Origin of the sequence: Pseudomonas bharatica CSV86 (genome assembly GCF_000319305.2) — a bacterium.
GTDB lineage: Bacteria > Pseudomonadota > Gammaproteobacteria > Pseudomonadales > Pseudomonadaceae > Aquipseudomonas > Aquipseudomonas bharatica.
Genome location: NZ_AMWJ02000001.1, coordinates 529400 through 549946 on the forward strand (window position 1 = coordinate 529400; position 20547 = coordinate 549946).

Sequence of the window (20547 nt, forward strand, 5' to 3'; positions counted from 1 at the left end):
CGCTGTCCTCCCTAGTCAGCATCGCTATGAAGACTCAGGCGAAGGTGGAAACAGAAAATTGGCAGTAGAGTAGGCTGAAGAGGATCAATCAGATAATCCGCTGAGAAAGATTTTCTTCTTTACATCTTTGGCATTTTATCAACCAGAAATTCCGGATACCCTTTCAGTGTTTTCATGGCTATCGGGCTTTTCTGGCAAGGATGTAGGAAGTTGCCTAAATGGACGGTAGTCGTTTCTACAGCCATTTGCCCCTGACGCATGAGAACCGCCCCATGAATCATCACCGCACCTGGGTCCGTGAAGCCATTCGCATCATCGAGGCCGATTTCCAGCGTAGTGCCGATACCCATCTGATTCCCCTGTCCATGCCGGGCTTTCCAGATATCGACCTGTACTTCAAGGACGAGTCCAGCCACCCCACCGGCAGCCTCAAGCACCGGTTGGCCCGTTCGTTGTTTCTCTATGCCTTGTGCAATGGCTGGTTGCGCCCCGGAGCGCCGGTGATCGAGGCGTCCAGCGGTTCGACGGCCATTTCCGAAGCGTATTTCGCCCGGCTGCTGGGCTTGCCCTTCATTGCGGTCATGCCGGCCACCACATCGCGGGAAAAGATCGCGCAGATCGAGTTCTATGGTGGCCAGCCGCACCTGGTGCAGGACCCGACGCAGATCTACGCCGAGTCCGAGCGTCTGGCCCGGGAAAGCGGCGGCCACTTCATGGATCAGTTCACCTACGCCGAGCGTGCCACCGACTGGCGTGCCAACAACAACATCGCCGAGTCGATCTTCAGCCAGATGCACTTCGAGCGGCATGCCGAACCGGCCTGGCTGATTTCCAGCCCGGGTACCGGCGGGACCACGGCGACCCTGGGCCGCTACGTGCGCTACCGCCGCCACGCGACGCGGGTGCTATGCGCCGACGCCGAGCGCTCGGTGTTCTTCGATTGCTATCGCAGTGGCGATCGTTCGCTGCGCCTGGACTGCGGTTCGCGCATCGAGGGCATTGGTCGGCCGCGGGTCGAGGCCTCGTTCCTGCCGGCGGTGATCGATGCGATGGTCAAGGTGCCGGATGCACTGTCGCTGGCGGCCATGCACTACCTGGCGCAGCGCCTGGGACGGCGGGTCGGCGGCTCGAGCGGGACCAACCTGATCGGGGCCTTGCAGGCGGCGCTGCATATGCAATCGGCGGGGGAGTCGGGGTCGATCGTGGCGATCCTGTGCGATAGTGGGGAGCGCTACGCGACGACCTATTACGATGAGCAATGGCTGGGGCAGCAGGGGTACGTGTTGGAACCGTTGATTGCGGCGGTGGCGGGGTGTGTGGAGCGTGGAGAGGGGTTACCGGAGTCGGTACTGCGCGAAGGGATCTGAAAATCCATGGTGTTGCTGAGGGCCTCATCGCTGTTCAAGCCAGCTCCCACAGAGTCCGCGGTGCATGCGGTCCCTGTGGGAGCTGGCTTGCCAGCGATGAGGCCCTGAAGCCTTACTCGGTCAGCCCGAGCATGCTGCGGGCCACGGCTTCGGCAATCCGGATGCCATCCACGCCCGCCGATAGAATGCCCCCGGCATACCCGGCCCCTTCACCCGCCGGGAACAACCCCTTCAGGTTCAGGCTCTGCAGGGTCTCGTCCCGGGTGATTCGCAGCGGCGACGAGGTCCGGGTCTCGATGCCGGTCAGGATCGCATCCGCCAGGTTGTAGCCCTTGATCTGCCGGTCGAAGGCCGGGATCGCCTCGCGCAGGGCTTCGATGGCGAAGTCCGGCAGGCTCGGCGCAAGGTCGCCGAGGTTGATGCCCGGCTTGTACGAGGGTTCCACGCTGCCCAGGGCGGTAGACGGACGACCGGCCACGAAATCACCGACCAGTTGCGCCGGAGCGTGATAATTGCTGCCACCCAGCTCATAGGCGCGTTCTTCCAGGCGCTCCTGCAGCTCGATCCCGGCCAGCGGGCCACCCGGGTAATCCTGCTCCGGAGTGATGCCGACGACGATGCCCGAGTTGGCGTTGCGCTCGTTGCGCGAGTACTGGCTCATACCGTTGGTCACGACGCGGCCCGGCTCGCTGGTGGCGGCGACCACGGTGCCGCCCGGGCACATGCAGAAGCTGTAGACCGAACGGCCGTTTTTCGCGTGGTGCACCAGCTTGTAGTCGGCGGCGCCGAGTTTCGGGTGGCCGGCGTACTTGCCCAGGCGCGCCTTGTCGATCAGCGATTGCGGGTGCTCGATGCGGAAACCGATGGAGAACGGCTTGGCTTCCATGAACACGCCACGACCGTGCAGCATGCGGAAGGTGTCACGGGCGCTGTGGCCAAGGGCCAGGACGACATGGCGCGAATGCAGCTGTTCGCCGGTATGCAGGACCACGCCATGGAGCTGGCCGTCTTCCATCAGCAGGTCGGTGACCTTGTGCTCGAAGCGCACTTCGCCACCGAGTGCGATGATCTCCTCGCGGATGTTCTCGACCATGCCGGTCAGGCGGAAGGTACCGATATGCGGCTTGCTGACGTAGAGGATTTCCTCGGGTGCGCCGGCCTTGACGAATTCGTGCAGGACCTTGCGGCCATAGTGCTTCGGGTCCTTGATCTGGCTGTACAGCTTGCCGTCGGAGAAGGTCCCGGCGCCGCCTTCGCCGAACTGCACGTTGGACTCGGGGTTGAGCACGCTCTTGCGCCACAGGCCCCAGGTGTCCTTGGTCCGCTGACGGACTTCCTTGCCGCGCTCCAGCACGATCGGACGCAGGCCGGCCTGGGCCAGGATCAGGCCGGCGAAGATGCCGCAAGGGCCGAAACCGACCACGATGGGCCGTTCGGCCAGGCCGCCCTCGGGCGCCACGCCCACCGGCTTGTAGCTCACGTCAGGGGCGATGCCGACGTTGTGGTCGTCGGCGAACCGTGCGAGAACCGCGGCTTCGTCACGCAGGCTCAGGTCGATGGCGTAGATGAACAGCAGTTCGGTGTTCTTCTTCCGCGCGTCGTAGCTGCGCTTGAAGATGGTGAAGTCGAGCAGCTCGGCGTCGTCGATGCCCAGGCGTTGCACGATGGCCTCGCGCAGGGCTTCGTCGGGATGATCCAGCGGCAGCTTCAGTTCGGTGATTCGTAGCATGACAGGGTCCAGTATCCCGGCCATGGAAGGGCCGGCGGCTTTACACAAACGCGAGAGTATAAAGCTTTCGCCGGCCTGGCAGGCAGTCTGAATGCGCGCCGGCGGTCAGTCGTTGCGCGACCCGCCGAAGTAACCGCAGCCCTGGAGGGTCTGGCCGTCCAGGCGCAGTTGCGCGGTCAGGTGGCTGATGCCGCCGGTGGCGCTGTCGACGCAGCGTTGCGGAGCGAGCCACAGCTCGACCTTCTGCCCGTTGGCTTCGCTGCTGACGCTGATGCCGCCGCCGGGCATCTGCTCTTCCAGGTAGGGCAGGGCCAGTGGTGGCTGGTCCGGGCGGTTGAGGACCATGCCCTGGCCGCTGACATTGAGGTTCCAGAATGGCTCGTGGCCGGCGGCGCGCAGGGTCAGGCGCTTGAAATTGGGGTCGCTGCAGGCGCTGGCCGAGTGATCGAGCCGGTACAACTGGTGCACGTTGAACTGGCCGTCGGTGCCTTCGCTTTTACTGGAGGAAAGGGTGCCGCGCAGGTCGGCGAAAAGTACGCCCGGAGTGGCGGCGAGGGTCGCGGCTTCCTGTAACAGGCCGGTATTGCCGGCGTCCTGGACGACGAAGCGGCGGCTTTCGGTGCAGGGTTTGAACAGCAACTGGCCATTGGCGGCGCTGAGCTCGCCTTGCAGGCGGGTCATGCCGGCGGTGGAGACGCTGGTTTCCGGCTGGTCGGCGAGCAACTGGCAACCGGCGAACAGCGGCAGCAGCGCGGCGACGAACAGCGAGGGGGCGATACGCATCGAGGAAAACTCCGGGATCTCGGCCTGAAAAATTTCCAACGGTATGCAGGGTCGGAGGGGATTACAAGTGAAGTTGCGTCAGGAAAATCTGCTGTGGTTGTAAGGTTCATCGCTGGCAAGCCAGTCCCCACCCTGTGGGAGCTGGCTTGCCAGCGATAGGGCCCGGGAGATCAGCCGCCCAGGTAAGCGTCGCGCACTTTAGGATCGGTCAACAGCGCTTCCCCGGTCCCTTGCATCACCACATGCCCGTTCTCCAACACATAGGCGCGGTCGGCGATCTTCAGCGCCTGGTTGGCGTTCTGCTCCACCAGGAACACGGTCACGCCATCACGGCGCAACTGTTCGATGATGTCGAAGATCTGCTGGATGATGATCGGCGCCAGGCCCAGCGATGGCTCGTCGAGCAGCAGCAGCTTGGGCTTGCTCATCAGCGCCCGGCCGATGGCAAGCATCTGCTGCTCGCCGCCGGACATGGTGCCGCCACGCTGGCTGTAGCGTTCCTTCAGGCGCGGGAACAGGTGCAGGACCTTGTCCAGTTGCTCCTGGTAGTCGCCCTTGTCGGTGAAGAAGCCGCCCATGGCCAGGTTTTCCTCGACGGTCAGGCGCGAGAACACGCGGCGGCCTTCCGGGACCACGGCGATGCTCTTGCGCATGATGTGCGAGGACGGCTGGCCGACCAGTTCTTCGCCCAGGTAGCGGATGCTGCCGCTATGGGCTTGCGGCGAACCGCACAGAGTCATCAGCAGGGTGGACTTGCCGGCACCGTTGGCGCCGATCAGGGTGACGATCTCGCCCTGGTTGATTTCCACGTTGACCGAGTGCAGCGCCTGGATCTTGCCGTAGAAGGTGGAAACGTTTTCGAACTGCAGCATTTACGCTTCCCCCAGGTAGGCTTTGATCACGTCAGGGTTGTCGCGGATCTGTTCCGGCGTGCCATCGGCCAGGGGCGTGCCCTGGTTGATTACGACGATATGGTCGGAAATGCTCATGACCAGCTTCATGTCATGCTCGATCAGCAGCACGGTGACATTGTGCGATTCGCGCAGGTACGCGATCAGCGCCTTGAGGTCCTCGGTTTCCTTGGGGTTGAGGCCGGCTGCCGGCTCGTCGAGCATGATGATCCGCGGCTGGGTCATCATGCAGCGGGCGATTTCCAGACGGCGCTGCTGGCCGTAGGCCAGGGTCCCGGCGGTACGGTTGGCGAACTCGGTCAGGTTGACCTTGTCCAGCCAGTACTGCGCGCGCTCCATCGCTTCCTTCTCGCTGCGGCGGAAAGCCGGGGTCTTGAACAGACCGGCGAAGAAGTTGGTGTTGAGGTGGCGGTGCTGGGCGATCAGCAGGTTTTCCAGCGCGGTCATTTCCTTGAACAGGCGTACGTTCTGGAAGGTCCGCACCACGCCCTTGCGGGCGATCTGGTGACCGGCCAGGCCCTGGATCGGCTGGCCATCGAGGAGGATGGTGCCGCCGCTGGGCTTGTAGAAACCGGTCAGGCAGTTGAACACCGTGGTCTTGCCGGCACCGTTCGGGCCGATCAGGGCGACCACCTGTTTTTCCTTGACGGTCAGGCCGACGCCGTTGACCGCCAACAAGCCGCCGAAGCGCATGCTCAGGCCGCTGACTTTCAGAATTTCGCGGCTCATCGACGCAGCTCCATATGTGGACGTTGCATAGGCAGCAGGCCCTGCGGACGCCAGATCATCATCAATACCATCAGGGCGCCGAACATCAGCATACGGTATTCGCTGAAGTCACGCATAAGCTCCGGCAGCAGGATCATCACGATGGCCGCGAGGATCACGCCCAACTGCGAGCCCATACCGCCGAGCACGACGATGGCGAGGATGATCGCCGATTCGATGAAGGTGAAGGATTCCGGTGTCACCAGGCCCTGGCGCGCGGCGAAGAAGCTGCCGGCGAACCCGGCGAAGCAGGCACCCAGGGTGAACGCCGAGAGCTTGATCACGGTCGGGTTCAGGCCCAGTGCGCGGCAAGCGATCTCGTCTTCGCGCAGCGCTTCCCAGGCACGCCCGATCGGCATGCGCAGCAGGCGGTTGATGACGAACAGCGCCAGCAGGGCGAGGAGCAGGGCCACCAGGTAAAGGAAGATCACCTTGTTGATCGAGTTGTATTCCAGCCCGAAGAACTCGTGGAAGGTCTGCATCCCTTCGGCAGCCTTGCGCTCGAAGGTCAGGCCGAAGAAGGTCGGCTTCTCGATGTTGCTGATGCCGTTCGGACCGCCGGTGATATCGGTGAGGTTGCGCAGGAACAGCCGGATGATCTCACCAAAGCCGAGGGTCACGATGGCCAGGTAGTCACCGCGCAGGCGCAGCACCGGGAAGCCCAGCAGGAAGCCGAAGGTGGCCGCCATCAGGCCGGCGATCGGCAGGCAGATCCAGAAGCTCAGGCCGAAGTAGTGCGAGAGCAGCGCGTAGCTGTATGCACCCACGGCGTAGAAGCCGACGTAGCCGAGGTCGAGCAGGCCCGCCAGGCCGACCACGATGTTCAGGCCGAGGCCGAGCAGTACGTAGATCAGGATCAGGGTGGCGATGTCGACCGCGCCGCGCGAGCCGAAGAACGGCCAGACCAGGGCGACCACGATCAGGCCGAGGATGATGTAGCGCTGGGTCTTGGGCAGGGTCAGCCAGTTGCTGACCTTGGGTGGCACCAAAGGACCGTCCCGACGCGAGCGCATCATTGCGCTCCATTGCTTGTCCAGCAGCACGCGCAGGAACATCAGCACCGAACACAGGGCGATCACGCCGAGGGTGAACGGACCCTGGCCGTGCACTTCCAGGTTGATGCCGACGATGCTGAGTTTCAGGCCGAGCACCGGGAAGGCCACGGCCCAGACCAGCAGGGCGCTGAAGAACGCCGATTTGAGGTTTCTGTTCATACTTTCTCAACCTCCGGACGGCCGAGGATGCCGGTCGGACGGAACAACAGGACGAGAACCAGCAGGCCGAACGCCACGACGTCCTTGTACTGGTCGCCGAAGATGTCAGCGCCGAAGGCTTCGGCCACACCCAGCACCAGGCCGCCGAGCATGGCGCCCGGAATGCTGCCGATGCCACCGAGGACTGCTGCGGTGAAGGCCTTCAGGCCCACCAGGAAGCCGGCGTTGGGGTTGATCACGCCGTACTGCATGCTCAGCAGCACTGCTGCCACGGCTGCCAGGGCGGCACCGATGACGAAGGTCAGGGCGATGATGTTGTTGGTGTTGATCCCCAGCAGGTTTGCCATCTTGATGTCTTCGGCGCAGGCCCGGCAGGCCCGGCCCAGACGCGAGCGGGAGATGAACAGGGTAAGGCCGGTCATGGCGATCAGGGTGACCACGAAGACCAGGATCTGCATGTAGGACACCAGGACTTCTTCCGCACCGCCCGGACCGAAGGAAATGCTCCCGGGATCAGGTTGGGAATGGATTTGTCCTTGGAGTCCTGGGAAAGCAGTACGGTGTTCTGCAGGAAAATCGACATGCCAATGGCGGAAATCAGCGGGATCAGGCGGTTGCTGTTGCGCAACGGCCGGTAGGCGACCCGTTCGATACTGTAGCCGTAGGCACTGGTAACGACGATCGTCGCGATGAACGCGGCGGTCATCAGCAGCGGCAGCGAATGGATGCCCATCATGGCCAGTCCGGCAAGGACGATGAAGGCCACGTAGGAACCAATCATGTACACCTCGCCGTGGGCGAAGTTGATCATTCCAATGATGCCGTAAACCATTGTGTAGCCAATGGCTATCAAGGCATAGGTGCTGCCAATGGTCAGGCCATTAACCAGCTGTTGGAAAAAGTGATAGATCTCAGGCATTACAGCGCTCCTAAAAACCTGAATATGCATTTCGCTGGCGGGGCTTGCCCGGCATGGCCTTGTGGTCTGGAGCCACTTCGGCCGATGCGTTGCCAGGGAACCGCTGGTGACGGTTTTAAGATTTTCAGGTGAACCCGATCCCGGATCGCGGGAAGCGGGCCCATGAACCTCGTAAAACAAAGCCCACTGCTCGCACAGTGGGCTTTTCGGTCAAGTATCAGACGGTGTTACTGAGGGGAAACTTCGGTTTTCGGTTTGCCGAAATGCCATTCGTAGACCACGAACTTGAAGTCCTTCAGGTCGCCTTTTTCGTCGTAGGACAGTTCACCGGTCGGGGTCTTGAAGGTGCCGGCGTGGATGGCTGCGGCCACCTTGTCGGTATCTTCGCTACCGGCTTTCTTGATGCCCTGGGCGATCAGCTCGACAGCCGAGTAGGCCGGGAACACGAACGGACCGCTAGGGTCCTTGCCGTCGGCCTTGATGGCTTCGACGATCTTCTTGTTCTCGGGATCGGCATCGAAGGACTTCGGCAGGGTCACCAGCAGGCCTTCGGACGCGTCCTGGGCGATCTGCGAGATGGAGTCGTTGCCGACGCCTTCCGGACCCATGAACTTGGCGTTCAGGCCTTTTTCCTTGGCCTGGCGCAGGATCAGGCCGAGCTCCGGGTGGTAGCCGCCGTAGTAGACGAAGTCGACGTTGTTCTGCTTGAGCTTCTGGATGATCGAGGAGAAGTCCTTGTCACCGGCGTTCAGGCCTTCGAAGACGGCAACCTTGGTGCCTTTCTTCTCGAGGGTCGATTTGACCGCGGTGGCGATGCCTTCACCGTACTGCTGCTTGTCGTGCAGTACTGCGACGACCTTCGGCTTGACGTGATCGGCGATGTAGTTGCCGGCGGCCGGGCCCTGGGCGCTGTCCAGGCCGATGGTGCGGAAGATCAGCTTGTAGCCGCGAGAGGTGATTTCCGGGCTGGTGGCAGCCGGGTGATCATGATCACGCCTTCGTCTTCGTAGATGTCGGACGCTGGCTGGGTGGAGCTGGAGCAGAGATGGCCGATGACGAACTTGACGCCGTCGTTGACCACCTTGTTGGCGACTGCCACGGCCTGTTTCGGGTCGCAGGCGTCGTCGTATTCCTTGGCTTCGAGCATCTTGCCGTCGACACCGCCAGCGGCGTTGATGTCCTTGATGGCTTGCTTGGCACCGATGAACTGCATGTCACCGTATTGCGTCACCGGACCGGTCTTCGGGCCGGCGATGCCGATCTTGATGGTATCGGCGGCGAAGGAATGGCTGGCAACGCCGGCCAGGACCATCGCGGCGAACAGCTTGGAAACTTTACTCATAGTGCTCCACTCATTCTGTTGTAATTTTTATCGTCCTTGCGCCATGGCAGAGGACCCGACGGACCCGGTACGGCTACGCCGTATCGCAGCCCGCATTCCGGTTTCATCCCCGGTGAATGCCCTGGCAACTGTACCGGTACAGTGTAGAGCGCTGCTTCATCGCTTGAAAAGCAGGCCCGCCGAGGCAAAAACGAGGGGTGTCGCCTGATCGACATAAAGATACAAAAAAGCGTCTTCGTGCTGTCCGGAAGTTCCGGAAACGTTTGGCTTTGCTGAACCTGTCGACCAATTACTTATTTGAAACTGGGTTTTTCTGCAAAAATACCGGCCTTTCGAATGACCTGAATATTTTTGGTGAAACCCATGACTGATGAACCAAGCACCCTCTATGCCAAACTGCTCGGCGAGACGGCGGTAATCGAGTGGAAAGCCCTGGAGCGTTTTTGGGCAAAGGGTGACCTGATTTGGGTCGACCCGTCCTTGGACCTGATCGAAGTCGCACAGGCGATGGCCGAGAACCGCAGCGAAACCTTTGCACAGTGGCGTGATGCTGGCACTGTCGGCCCGGTCAGCTCCGAGCAGGCCCTCGACCTGCAGAGCCGCGATCCAGAGATCTGGGCGGTGGTGGTGCAGCCGTTCATCGTGATTCAGGTTCGGCCGTCGGCCTGAGGTGGCGCCAATCGGGTGCGTAAAAACGCACAGCGAGTCCATTTTGGTGCGCGAGGTCGATCAAGCAGGGTGACGGTTGGTAACAGTGATCGTTGCACCAGTCGGGAGCGGTAACAGTTCTGGAGCGGGATGGCTGGAAGATAAAAGAGCGACGCGGCCCCTGTGGGAGCTGGCTTGCCAGCGATGACTATGGTGAGTTCACCATCGCAATCGCTGGCAAGCCAGCTCCCACAGGGGCCGCGTCGCTCTTATATTTTAATAGTCGACCTTGCCAGTATGACTATTGAGCGAAATGACCTTGGTCTTGCCAATCCGGTGGCGATAAATTTCGCGCAAGTATTTGATGGCCTTTTTCACGCACTCCCGCGACAAGCGAATATCGTTGATGGAAACGAACTTGTTCTTGTCGTTGATGAGTTCGCGGTACTTCTTCTCGTACATCGGTTTGATCGCGTACCAGTTGGTATCGAGGATCTTCGCCGGGTTCTCGAATTCGCTGAGCAATTCGTCGATGCGCTCTTCCTCGAATTCTTCCCGGGTGATGAATTCAAGAATCGCGTTGTCCAGGGTGTCGTCGAAGCGATAGGGCATCCTGGCGAAGCAGCGCTTGATGAAAGCCACGATCAAGGTCAGGAAGTCGTCCGACAGGCATGGGCTCTTGGCGATCAGGGTGGTCAGCGACAGGTTGGCCGAGGCGCCGATCACCAGCGCATAGCGTTTCAGCGTGGTGTTGGGGAACAGGCTGTTGAGGTGGGTCTTGAGCCGGTTCAGGTCCATGTAGGACAGCTTGTAGTCCTTGGGCAGCGAAACGATCGACACCACCGACGAGCAATTCTTGAAGAAATGCAGGTCGTGCAGTGCAGCGGCGTCGCAGCCGGACTTGCGGTACTGCTCAAGGGCCGCGCGGTAGCGCCTGGACTCGATCGGCAGCAGGCTGATGCCCTCGATCGCCTGGGTGTCCTTGTTGAAGTGCGGCAGGTCGATGGAGCGGAAGAACAGGTCGTCGATGTCCAGGCGCGGCGGTTCCTTCTCGAACACCTTGAAACCTTTCTCCGAACTGTTGCCCGGGGTTTCCGGGACTACCGACTCGGCGTAGGCGATCGCCACCGGGCCGGCCAGGCTCATGAACAGGTCGTTGGCATCCAGGCGGATGGTTTCGCCTATATCGATGCCGGCGCGCCGGAAGTAGTTCTGGTCGTAGTCGGTGGTCACCGCCTGGGCCGTGAGGATGTTGAAGATCTGCTGGGAGATGTACTGGTTGGCGTGCTTCTCCATGGCGTTGACGTCGATGTTCTGGATGTTGCCGTCATCGCTTTCTTCGGCGTAACGCATGATGTCGTTGGAAATCAGCATCATCGCGTTCCACGGGCGAATCCGCCCCATCACGCTGGCTTCGCTGCTGTCTTCATTGTCGAAGTTGTAGGAGAAGTCCCATTCCTCTGACAGGTATTTGCACAGAAGCCTGCCGGCATTGATGTGTAGCGCTTCGGACATTTCGCTGCGGTGGTCGGAAATGTTCGGCAGTACGCAGATGCCACTGGTGAAGATCGGTTCGAAGACGAACGAATGCCCGGCCTCGCCGTCCTGTTCGTCGGCCGGCTTGGTGTCGAAGGTCTTGTTCATGTACGAGAATTGCTGGGCCAGGCCGAATTCCGAGGCCATGCCCGAGCCGGTACCGCCGCCGGCGCTGAAGATATAGAAGTACAGCCGCGACTGGTTGGCCTTGATCCCGCAGGAATCGATCAGGTACGAGTGGATCAGTTTCCAGTCGGCGCTGGAGAACCGGTGGGTTTCCTTGTTGAGGATGATCTTCGCCAGGTACTGGCCGAGGATCGGTGCGTTACCGGCACCACCGGCGTGGACCTCGGACAGGTCCATGATCTTCATCTTGCTGTAGTCGCGCAGGAAGCCGCTTTTCTCGCCCTTGCGCGAGAAACGGATGCGTCCGGCGATGTCCTTGTCCAGGTCGCCGAGCATGACCAGCGGTTCCACCAGGAATACCGGCTTGGCGCTCTTGGCCTGGACCAGGCGCAGGTTGTTGCGGATCCAGCGCGCCGGGTTGTAGGACGGATCGTTGCCGACCCGGTCGTCGCTCTTGAATTCGTTGAGGTAGAACGTCCGCGCGTTGTACACCAGCTCGGCGACGTCCAGGGCGATATTCGAACCACAGCGACCGAGGCCGATCAGGCATACCGAGGGGAACTGCTGGTCGAGGCGCAGTTGGGCGTCGTCCTCGACATGCAGGCTTGGCGGAAACACCAGGTCGCGCAGGCCGTCGAGGTTATCGAGGATGCGCTGGGTGTCGGGTTCGGTGAAATACAGGTATTGCTGCGGGCTCAGGGTTGGCTGGCTGTAGTAGCTGCGCGCGCCATTGGCGGAGGGCGCAGTGGCTGAAAGCAGCTCGGAAATCACGTTGGCAGGAGTATTCTTGGAGGTCATTTTGCGCCATGTGCCTGGGGGGAAGGCTTTTCAGCAGTCGATATCATTGAGCCATCCCTGGAAAGTTTCGCGACTGTATCAGTGCGTCTCCGGCGTAAGCGATCAGGTTTTACCCTATGAATGCTAGGGGTTTTCCTGTCGCGCCTTGTTCTGAATCGTCCGATCCGTCAACTTCTTTAACTGTCTGGAGCTGTAGATGAGCAATTCATTGCCGTTGTCCCTGGGTTTTGCCGGTATCGGCCTGATGGGCCTGCCCATGTGTCGCCGCTTGCTGGCGGCGGGCCACGAGCTGACGGTGTGGAACCGTTCGCCGGACAAATGCGCGCCCCTGGTGTCTGCCGGCGCCCGTCAGGTGCAGGCACCCGGCGAACTCTGCGAGGCTGCCGACGTGGTGATGCTGTGCCTGGCCGACACGGCGGTGGTGCGCGAGGTGGTGTTCGGCCCGGATGGCATTGCCGGCAAGGCCCGGCCCGGGCAATTGCTGGTGGACTTCTCCAGTCTGGAACCTTCCGCCACCCGGGAAATGGCCGCGCAACTCAAGGCGGCGACCGGCATGGGCTGGCTCGATACCCCGGTGTCCGGTGGTACGCCTGGCGCGCAAGCCGGGACCCTGGCAATCATGGTGGGAGGCGACGCGAGCGATCTTGAGCGGGTACGCCCGGCGCTCCTGTCACTGGGCCAGCGCGTTACCCATATGGGCGGCGTGGGCGCGGGTCAGGTGACCAAGGCCTGCAACCAGATGATCGTCGCCTGCAATGCATTGGTGATCGCCGAAGTGGTGGCCCTGGCGGAAAAGTCTGGGGTGGACGCTGGCCTGATCGCCGACGCCTTGGCCGGCGGTTTCGCTGATTCCAAACCTTTGCAGATCCTCGCCCCGCAAATGGCCGAAAGCCGCTTCGAACCGGTGAAATGGCATGTGCGGACGCTGCTCAAGGATCTCGATAGCGCCGTAAAGTTTTCCCGCGAACAGGGTGTGGCGACGCCGGTCAGCGGCCTGGCTGCGCAGTTGATGCGCTTGCATGGCAGTCAGGGCTATCTGGAAAAAGATCCGGCGACGCTGATCGATCTGTATCGCAGCACGCCGTAAGGCGCTCTTCGCGATGGTTGAGGCTGGCGAGTACCGCGTGCAGGTTCTCCAGCGGTACCGGCCGGCTCAACAGGTAACCCTGGATGGCGTCGCAGCCCAGGCGCCGCAGGAAGCTGTATTGCTCCTCGGTTTCCACGCCCTCGGTGATTACCTTCAGGTGCAGGGTGTGGGCCATCACCATGATCGCCTGGACGATATTGTTGTCTGCCCGGGAATGCGGCACGTCCTGGATGAACGAGCGGTCGATCTTCAGGGTATCCAGGGGCAGGCGCTTGAGATAGGCCAGGGACGAATAGCCGGTGCCGAAGTCATCGATCGACAGTGATACGCCCTGGTGGCGGATACGCCGCAGCAACTCGATGGTGCTGTGGATATTGGCCATCAGGGCGTTTTCCGTGACTTCCAGCTCAAGGCGCCAGGCCGGCAGGCCGGCGTTGTGCAGTGCGTCTTCGACTTCCCTGGCCAGCTCGTCACGGCCCAGGGTCAGGGCCGAGCAGTTTACTGTCACCTTCAGTTCGTCGAAGCCGTGCTGGCTTAGTTGGGCCAGGTCCTGGCAGGCGCGACGCAGCACCCATAGGTCGAGGTCGGCGATCAGCCCGTTGGTTTCGGCGATGCCGATAAAGCGGTCGGGGCTGAGCAGGCCGTGTTGCGGGTGCTGCCAGCGGATCAGCGCCTCGAGCTTGCTGACCTTGCCGCTGGCCAGCTCGTAGATCGGCTGGTAATGCAAGCGCAGGCCGTGGTCTTCCTGCAAGGCGATGCGCAATTCTTCTTCCAGTTGCAGTTCCAGGGTGGCGCGGGTCTTGAGGTTGTCGCTGAAGAAATTCGCCTTGTTACGCCCGCCGCCCTTGGATTGGTAAAGCGCCAGGTCGGCGTGCTTGAGCAGTTCATCGCAGGTGTTGCCATCGGTGGGGTAGAGGCTGATGCCGATACTGGTGGTCATGACCATGCGTCGCCCCGCCAGGTCGATGGGCTCGCGGACCTTGTTCAGGATGCGCTGGGCCAGGCCGCGCGCTTCTTCGGCGCTGTTCAGGTTGAAAAGAATGCAGAACTCGTCGCCGCCAAGGCGGGCCACCACGTCCTGGGTCCGGGTGGCGGCGCTGATCAAATGGGCGATGGCCTTGAGCAACTGATCGCCGGCGTCATGTCCGAGGCTGTCGTTGATGCGCTTGAAGTGATCGATATCGAGGAACATCACCCCGAGCATGCCGCCCTGCTGGGTGCGCTCGGCCAGGCGCTCGGCGAAGATCTGGTTGAAGCCGCGGCGGTTGACCAGGTTGGTCAGGGCATCGTAGTGCGCGGCCTGTTGCAGCGACACCCGGGCCTGGTCGAGTTGGCTGAGCAGGGTGTTGACCCGGCGCAGGTCCTGTTCCTTGCTTTGCAGCTTCTTGTCCGAGAGCGCGGCGCTGATGCAACTGCCGCTGATCAGCAGGGTGATCACGGCGATGGTCAGGCTCAGTTGCAAGCTGTTGTCGGTGACCACGATCTGCGGCGCGGCGCCGTCGGGGAGTACCAGGGTCAATGCGTGCATGCCGGCGTAGTGGGTGGCGATGATGCCGGCCGCCATGATCAGTGCGGCGCTGTACTTGAACAGTTGCGGGCGCGCTACGTTTCCCTGGCGCAGGTGACGGGCCATCATCATCGACAACAGCGCGGCGAGCAGCCCCACTACCACCGAGCCCAGCACCAGGGTCGGATCGTAGAGTTGCACGGCCCGGGAACGCATGGCCGCCATGCCGGTGTAATGCATGATCGCCACCCCCGAGGCGATGCACAGCGCGGCCAGGGTGTAATGGCGATTGCTCGGTTGGCCCTGGCCGAGGAAGCTCATGGCGCCGAGGGCAGCGAACAGCATGATCAGCAGCGACACGCTGGTGAGGAACATGTCGTAATGCACTTCCAGCGAAGTCTCGAAGGCCAGCATGCCGATGTAGTGCATGGCCCACACACTGCAGGCCAGGCAGCAGGCGCCCAACAATTTCCAGCGTCGTCGGGCGCTGGCCTGTTCGGCGTCGCCGATGCGTTCGATGATGTCGAGGGTGGCGAAGCTGCCAGCGCACATCACCAGGTAGGCGAGGAGGATCAGCCAGGGATCGTGTCGCGCCGCCAGAGCAAAATGCCCCGCCGGGTGCTCGGCGAGCATGATATGCAGCCATTCCATTAGCGCGCCTCTCAGTTCAGCCGAGTTTGCACTCGTCCCCAAACCGCCTGGAGACTCTTTTGGTTTTGAGTATGGTGCGCTATCCGCTTGGATGGCAGATTGATTTCACTGAAGCGAAGGGTGTTTTTATCGCGACGGGTTATAACGGTGCAAATGGTTACAATTACCTGCCATCAATCTCGTGGATGATCGCAGACAGACCGGGAATGGCCCTCTAGATTTTGTCCGGCGTGCGGTACGCGCCGACAACAATAAAGAGGGATCGACCGATGCACAGCCCCACTCAAGCGGCGAATGCCTGGCGCATTCTGTTCCTGCTGTTCCTGGCCAACCTGTTCAATTTCTTCGACCGCACCATTCCCGCCATCGTGATCGAGCCGATCCGCCTGGAGTGGCATCTCAGCGACATGCAGATCGGTCTGATCGGCACGGCCTTCACCCTGGTCTATGCGATTGCCGGCCTGCCCCTGGGACGCCTGGCCGACACCGGTTCACGCAGCAAGGTGATGGGCTGGGGCCTGACCGTATGGAGCGGGCTGACGGCAGTCAACGGCATGGTCGGCAGCTTCTGGAGCTTCCTTTTGGTGCGCATGGGCGTCGGGATCGGCGAGGCCAGCTATGCGCCGGCGGCCAATTCGCTGATCGGTGACCTGTTCCCGGCCGAACGACGAGCCCGGGCCATGGGCATCTTCATGCTCGGCCTGCCGCTGGGGCTGTTGCTGGCGTTCTTCACCATCGGCGCGATGGTCCAGTATTTCGGCAGCTGGCGTGCGCCATTCTTCATCGCGGCGGTGCCAGGGCTGCTGCTGGCGGTGTTCATGTTCATGATCCGCGAGCCGGCGCGGGGCGCGGCGGAAGCGGTGGCATCCTCCCAGGCTCCGCTGGACCGGCCGTTGCGCCGGGTGCTGAGCATCCCGACCTTCGGCTGGCTGGTCCTGGCCGGGCTGGCGTACAACTTCGCCACCTACGCCTGCAACTCGTTCATGGTGCCGATGCTGCAACGTTACTTTTCCCTGTCATTGCAGAACGCGGCGGTGGCTACCGGGGTGATCGTCGGCGTGACCGGCCTCGTCGGACTGACCCTGGGCGGGTGGGTCGCGGACAAGATCCATCAGCGCCTGCCGGGCGGGCGCCTGCTGTTCGGGGCCTTCAGCATGCTGGTGGCGACCGTCGGGACCGGAACCGCGCTGTATCTGGGACGGGTGGAGATCGGCGTGTTCATCGCCCTGTTCGGGATCGGCTGGCTGTTTGCCTATAACTTCTACACCTGCGTCTACACCGCGATCCAGGATGTGGTGCAGCCGCGCCTGCGAGCCACGGCGATGGCGTTGTTCTTTGCCGGCTTGTACCTGTTGGGTGGGGGGCTTGGGCCACTGGTGGTCGGGACCCTGTCGGATCATTACGCCCAGGTGGCGATGCTGGAGGCGGGTGCGGTCGACATGACCGAGGCATTCAAGGCGGTGGGCCTGCATAACGCCATGGGGCTGATTCCGGTTGCCCTGGCGGCGACCCTGGTATTCCTGCTGTTCGCGACGCGCACCTTTGCCCGGGATGCGCAGAAGATGAAGGACGGGATGGTGGAGGAGGGGGCGGCTCAGGTCGGCAAGACAGCCGAAGCATCCTAGAGCGAACGTGGACCCTGTGGGAGCTGGCTTGCCAGCGATAGCAATGGTGAATTCACTATTGCAATCGCTGGCAAGCCAGCTCCCACAGGGTTTTGTGTTGGCTGTTGGGGATCAGCCGGCTACCAGCACCCGGATCGCCTCAAGCCGCAGCGCTGCCTTTTCAAGCATCGCCAAGCCATCCTCGCGCAGCTTGCGCAGCGCTACGATCTCGCTGTCTCGCACCGTCGGGTTCACCGCTTGCAGAGCGGTCAGGCGTGCCAGCTCCTCATCGGTTTCCGCCGCCAGGCGGCGTTGCGCCTCGGCCACGCGTTCGTTGTGACGCGGCAGGACCTTGGCTTCGCCGGCATTGATCCTTGGCGCCAGCACGTCACGCTGGGCCTGGATGAACTTGTTGGCGCTGGCCTTGGGCACGCTTTCCAACTGGTCGGTGATGGTCTCGAAGGACACCCGTGGCGCCAGGTCGTTGCCATTGGCGTCCAGCAGGCAGCGCAGCGCCGCTGGTGGCAGGTAGCGGCCCAGTTGCAACGAGCGCGGCGCGACCACTTCGCTGACGTAGAGCAGTTCCAGCAGTACGGTGCCCGGCTTGAGCGCCTTGTTCTTGATCAGCGCGACGGCCGTGTTGCCCATCGAGCCGCTCAGCACCAGGTCCATGCCGCCTTGCACCATTGGATGCTCCCAGGTCAGGAACTGCATGTCCTCGCGGGACAGGGCCTGGTCGCGGTCATAGGTGATGGTCACGCCTTCGTCGTCGCCCAGCGGGAAGCTGGCATCGAGCATCTTCTCGCTCGGCTTGAGGATCAGGGCGTTGTCCGAGTGGTCCTCGCTGTCGATGCCGAAGGCGTCGAACAGGGTTTCCATATAGATCGGCAGGGCAAACTGATCGTCCTGTTCGAGGATTGCCTCCACCAGCGCCTGGCCTTCGCCGGCACCGCCGGAATTGAGTTCCAGCAGACGGTCGCGACCGCTGTGCAGCTCGGCTTCGAGACGCTCGCGCTCGCCACGTGCCTCGGCGATCAGCGCTTCCCATTGGCTTTCATCGGTGTCTTCCAGCAGTGGCAGCAGGCGCGGGCCGAACTGGTGCTGCAGGGCGTTGCCGGTCGGACAGGTGGCGAGGAAGGCGTTGAGGGCCTGGTGGTACCACTGGAACAGGCGCTCCTGCGGACTGTTCTGCAGGTGCGGTACGTGCAGCTCGATGGTGTGCTTCTGGCCGATCCGGTCGAGACGACCGATGCGCTGTTCCAGCAGGTCCGGATGGGCCGGCAGGTCGAACAGCACCAGATGATGGGCGAACTGGAAGTTGCGGCCTTCACTGCCGATTTCCGAGCAGATCAGCACCTGGGCGCCGAATTCCTCGTCGGCGAAGTAGGCGGCGGCGCGGTCGCGTTCGAGGATGCTCATGCCTTCGTGGAACACCGTGGCCGGGATGCCGGAGCGCACGCGCAGGGCGTCTTCGAGGTCCATGGCGGTTTCGGCGTGGGCACAGATCACCAGGACCTTGACCCGCTTGAGCATCTTCAGGGTATCGATCAGCCAGTCGACCCGCGGGTCGAAGCGCCACCAGCGGTTTTCTTCGTCGCCATCGCCCTGGGCCTGGAAGCTGACTTCCGGGTACAGGTCGGCGTGCTCGCCCACCGGCAGTTCCATGTACTGGTCCGGGCAGGGCAGGGGATAGGCGTGCAACTGGCGCTGCGGGAAGCCCTGGACGGCAGCACGGGTGTTGCGGAACAGCACGCGGCCGGTGCCGTGGCGGTCCAGCAGTTCGCGGATCAGGCGCGCGCTGGCCTGGCTGTCGCCGTCGTTGACGGCAACCAGCAAGGCTTCGCCTTCGGCACCCAGGAAGCCCTGGATGGTGGCATGGGCCTTCGGCGACAGCCGGCCGTTGTCGAGCAGTTCCTGGACGGCTTCGGCCACCGGGCGATAGTGCTCGCTCTCGGCACGGAAGGCGGCCAGGTCGTGGAAGCGGTTCGGATCGAGCAGGCGCAGACGGGCGAAATGGCTGTCCTGGCCGAGCTGTTCCGGGGTGGCGGTGAGCAGCAGGACGCCGGGGATGACTTCGGCGAGCTGCTCGACCAGTGCGTATTCAGGGCTGACCTGGTCCTCGTGCCAGACCAGGTGGTGCGCTTCGTCGACCACCAGCAGATCCCAGCCGGCGGCGAACAGGGCGTCCTGGGCCTTTTCGTCCTCGGTCAGCCACTCCAGGGCGACCAGCGCCAACTGGGCGTCTTCGAACGGGTTGCTGGCATCGCTTTCGATGAAGCGCTCGGCATCGAACAGGGCGACCTGCAGGTTGAAGCGCCGGCGCATTTCCACCAGCCATTGGTGCTGGAGGTTTTCCGGAACCAGGATGAGCACGCGGCTGGCGCGACCGGAAAGCAGCTGGCGATGGATCACCAGGCCGGCTTCGATGGTCTTGCCCAGGCCTACTTCGTCGGCCAGCAGAACCCGTGGGGCGATGCGGTCGGCCACTTCACGGGCGATATGCAATTGGTGCGCGATCGGCTGGGCGCGCACGCCGCCGAGGCCCCACAGCGACGACTGCAACTGGCGGCTGGTGTGCTCCAGGGTGTTGTAGCGCAGCGAGAACCATGGCAGCGGGTCGATCTGCCCGGCGAACAGACGGTCGCTGGCCAGGCGGAACTGGATGAAGTTGGAGAGCTGGGTTTCCGGCAGGGTACGCGCCTGGTTTTGCGCGTCGAGGCCGTGATAGACCAGCAGGCCGCCGTCGACCGTCTCGACTTCGCGTACGGTCAGTTTCCAGCCTTCGAAATGGGTGATCTGGTCACCGGGAGAAAAGCGCACCCGGGTCAGCGGGGCATTGCGCAAGGAGTACTGGCGGGTATCGCCAGTGGCCGGGTAGAGCACGGTCAACAAGCGGCCATCCTGTGCCAGAACGGTACCCAGACCCAGCTCGGCTTCGCTGTCGCTGATCCAGCGTTGTCCCGGTTGATACTGCTGCGCCATACTGCCTGACTCCCGCCATGAAAAAGCTGGCTATCTTAACGGATAGCGGCCTTTCAAACCAAAGATTCCGGCCATTTGGTGGCTGAATGGACATGTCTGCCCCGTCCGTCGATTGCCACGGCTGCCTTGCAACATGGCCCGGAGAAGCCGGTCCAAGCCTCAAGCATAGAGATATCGAGCCGATAGAACGGGTGACAGGAGACCGAATCCCATGCTGCCACCACTGATCCCGCTGAGCGCTGCTCCCATTACGCAGCAGATGGACCCGGTCAAGCCGACCCCGGACATCAAGCCCGTGGTGCCGACCCAGCCGGCTTCCAGCGAGGGCGCGATCGACCTCAAGCACCGCGACCCGGAGCAGGCTGCGCTCCTGCTGCGCGAAGAGCAGCGCCGTCGCCAGGGCCAGCACGGCGGGCAACATCCTGGTGAAGAGCAGGCCGATGATCCCTACCTGCCGACGCCCGGCGATGACCTCAACGCCGACAATACCGTGCCGGTCGCTCCCTTGATGGGCGGCGAGAACCGCCAGGGGCTGCTGGTGGACATCGAAGTCTGAGTCGGGTCTTTGCAGTATC

Annotated in this window: 13 protein-coding genes and 2 pseudogenes; 5 read left to right on the plus strand and 10 right to left on the minus strand. The window is 62.5% G+C overall.

The genetic code is table 11. The annotated features are described in order from the left end of the window. Nucleotides 1-272: 272 nt before the first annotated feature. Entirely contained in the window at nucleotides 273-1367 is a 1095-nt protein-coding gene (locus CSV86_RS02470; protein WP_037062490.1) for a PLP-dependent cysteine synthase family protein, read from the plus strand. Nucleotides 1368-1479: 112 nt separating this feature from the next. On the opposite strand, the gene CSV86_RS02475 is transcribed toward CSV86_RS02470, so the two are convergent. The 7 genes and pseudogenes from CSV86_RS02475 to CSV86_RS02505 all read right to left on the minus strand — a co-directional run bounded on the left by CSV86_RS02475 (nucleotide 1480) and on the right by CSV86_RS02505 (nucleotide 9033). Beyond that, a complete protein-coding gene (locus tag CSV86_RS02475) occupies nucleotides 1480-3096 on the minus strand; it encodes an NAD(P)/FAD-dependent oxidoreductase (RefSeq protein ID WP_009408374.1) in 1617 nt (538 codons plus the stop codon). A 105-nt stretch (nucleotides 3097-3201) separates the two neighbouring features. Beyond that, nucleotides 3202-3879 carry a COG3650 family protein gene (locus tag CSV86_RS02480; RefSeq protein WP_009408372.1) on the minus strand — a complete coding sequence of 226 codons (678 nt, stop codon included), beginning with the start codon at nucleotides 3877-3879 and terminating at the stop codon, nucleotides 3202-3204. 170 nt (nucleotides 3880-4049) lie between these two features. Beyond that, nucleotides 4050-4751 carry an ABC transporter ATP-binding protein gene (locus tag CSV86_RS02485; protein WP_009408370.1) on the minus strand — a complete coding sequence of 234 codons (702 nt, stop codon included), beginning with the start codon at nucleotides 4749-4751 and terminating at the stop codon, nucleotides 4050-4052. Then, nucleotides 4752-5519 carry a high-affinity branched-chain amino acid ABC transporter ATP-binding protein LivG gene (livG, locus tag CSV86_RS02490; RefSeq protein WP_009408368.1) on the minus strand — a complete coding sequence of 256 codons (768 nt, stop codon included), beginning with the start codon at nucleotides 5517-5519 and terminating at the stop codon, nucleotides 4752-4754. Beyond that, entirely contained in the window at nucleotides 5516-6772 is a 1257-nt protein-coding gene (locus CSV86_RS02495; protein ID WP_009408366.1) for a high-affinity branched-chain amino acid ABC transporter permease LivM, read from the minus strand. Before CSV86_RS02495 ends, livG begins: the two co-directional genes overlap by 4 nt. Beyond that, nucleotides 6769-7691 (minus strand): annotated as a pseudogene (gene livH, locus CSV86_RS02500) (high-affinity branched-chain amino acid ABC transporter permease LivH). Before livH ends, CSV86_RS02495 begins: the two are co-directional and overlap by 4 nt. 227 nt (nucleotides 7692-7918) lie before the next feature. Beyond that, a pseudogene (locus tag CSV86_RS02505) lies at nucleotides 7919-9033 on the minus strand (branched-chain amino acid ABC transporter substrate-binding protein). A 363-nt stretch (nucleotides 9034-9396) separates the two neighbouring features. On the opposite strand from CSV86_RS02505, the gene CSV86_RS02510 reads away from it, so the two are divergent. Continuing rightward, nucleotides 9397-9702, plus strand: coding sequence for a DUF2288 domain-containing protein (locus CSV86_RS02510; RefSeq protein ID WP_009408363.1), 306 nt, complete (start codon nucleotides 9397-9399; stop codon nucleotides 9700-9702). 255 nt (nucleotides 9703-9957) lie between these two features. On the opposite strand, the gene CSV86_RS02515 is transcribed toward CSV86_RS02510, so the two are convergent. Next, nucleotides 9958-12141: a hypothetical protein gene (locus tag CSV86_RS02515; protein ID WP_009408362.1), complete on the minus strand. Its 2184-nt coding sequence runs from the start codon at nucleotides 12139-12141 to the stop codon at nucleotides 9958-9960. A gap of 196 nt (nucleotides 12142-12337) precedes the next feature. On the opposite strand from CSV86_RS02515, the gene CSV86_RS02520 reads away from it, so the two are divergent. After that, nucleotides 12338-13228, plus strand: a complete 891-nt coding sequence (locus tag CSV86_RS02520) for an NAD(P)-dependent oxidoreductase (RefSeq protein WP_080604825.1) — start codon at nucleotides 12338-12340, stop codon at nucleotides 13226-13228. Here CSV86_RS02520 and CSV86_RS02525 read toward each other — a convergent pair. Next, nucleotides 13128-15386 carry a putative bifunctional diguanylate cyclase/phosphodiesterase gene (locus tag CSV86_RS02525; protein WP_009408360.1) on the minus strand — a complete coding sequence of 753 codons (2259 nt, stop codon included), beginning with the start codon at nucleotides 15384-15386 and terminating at the stop codon, nucleotides 13128-13130. The two genes, CSV86_RS02520 and CSV86_RS02525, sit on opposite strands and share 101 nt — an antisense overlap. A 269-nt stretch (nucleotides 15387-15655) precedes the next feature. Between CSV86_RS02525 and CSV86_RS02530 the strand changes: the two genes are divergently transcribed. Continuing rightward, a complete protein-coding gene (locus CSV86_RS02530) occupies nucleotides 15656-17011 on the plus strand; it encodes a spinster family MFS transporter (RefSeq protein WP_009408359.1) in 1356 nt (451 codons plus the stop codon). A gap of 111 nt (nucleotides 17012-17122) precedes the next feature. Here the strand turns inward: CSV86_RS02530 and rapA are convergent, their stop codons facing one another. After that, on the minus strand, nucleotides 17123-19972 hold the full coding sequence (rapA, locus tag CSV86_RS02535) for an RNA polymerase-associated protein RapA (protein ID WP_009408358.1): 2850 nt from the start codon (nucleotides 19970-19972) through the stop codon (nucleotides 17123-17125). Nucleotides 19973-20183: 211 nt separating this feature from the next. Here rapA and CSV86_RS02540 point away from each other — a divergent pair, with 211 nt between their 5' ends. Beyond that, nucleotides 20184-20528, plus strand: a complete 345-nt coding sequence (locus CSV86_RS02540; RefSeq protein WP_009408357.1) for a hypothetical protein — start codon at nucleotides 20184-20186, stop codon at nucleotides 20526-20528. Nucleotides 20529-20547: the final 19 nt, after the last annotated feature.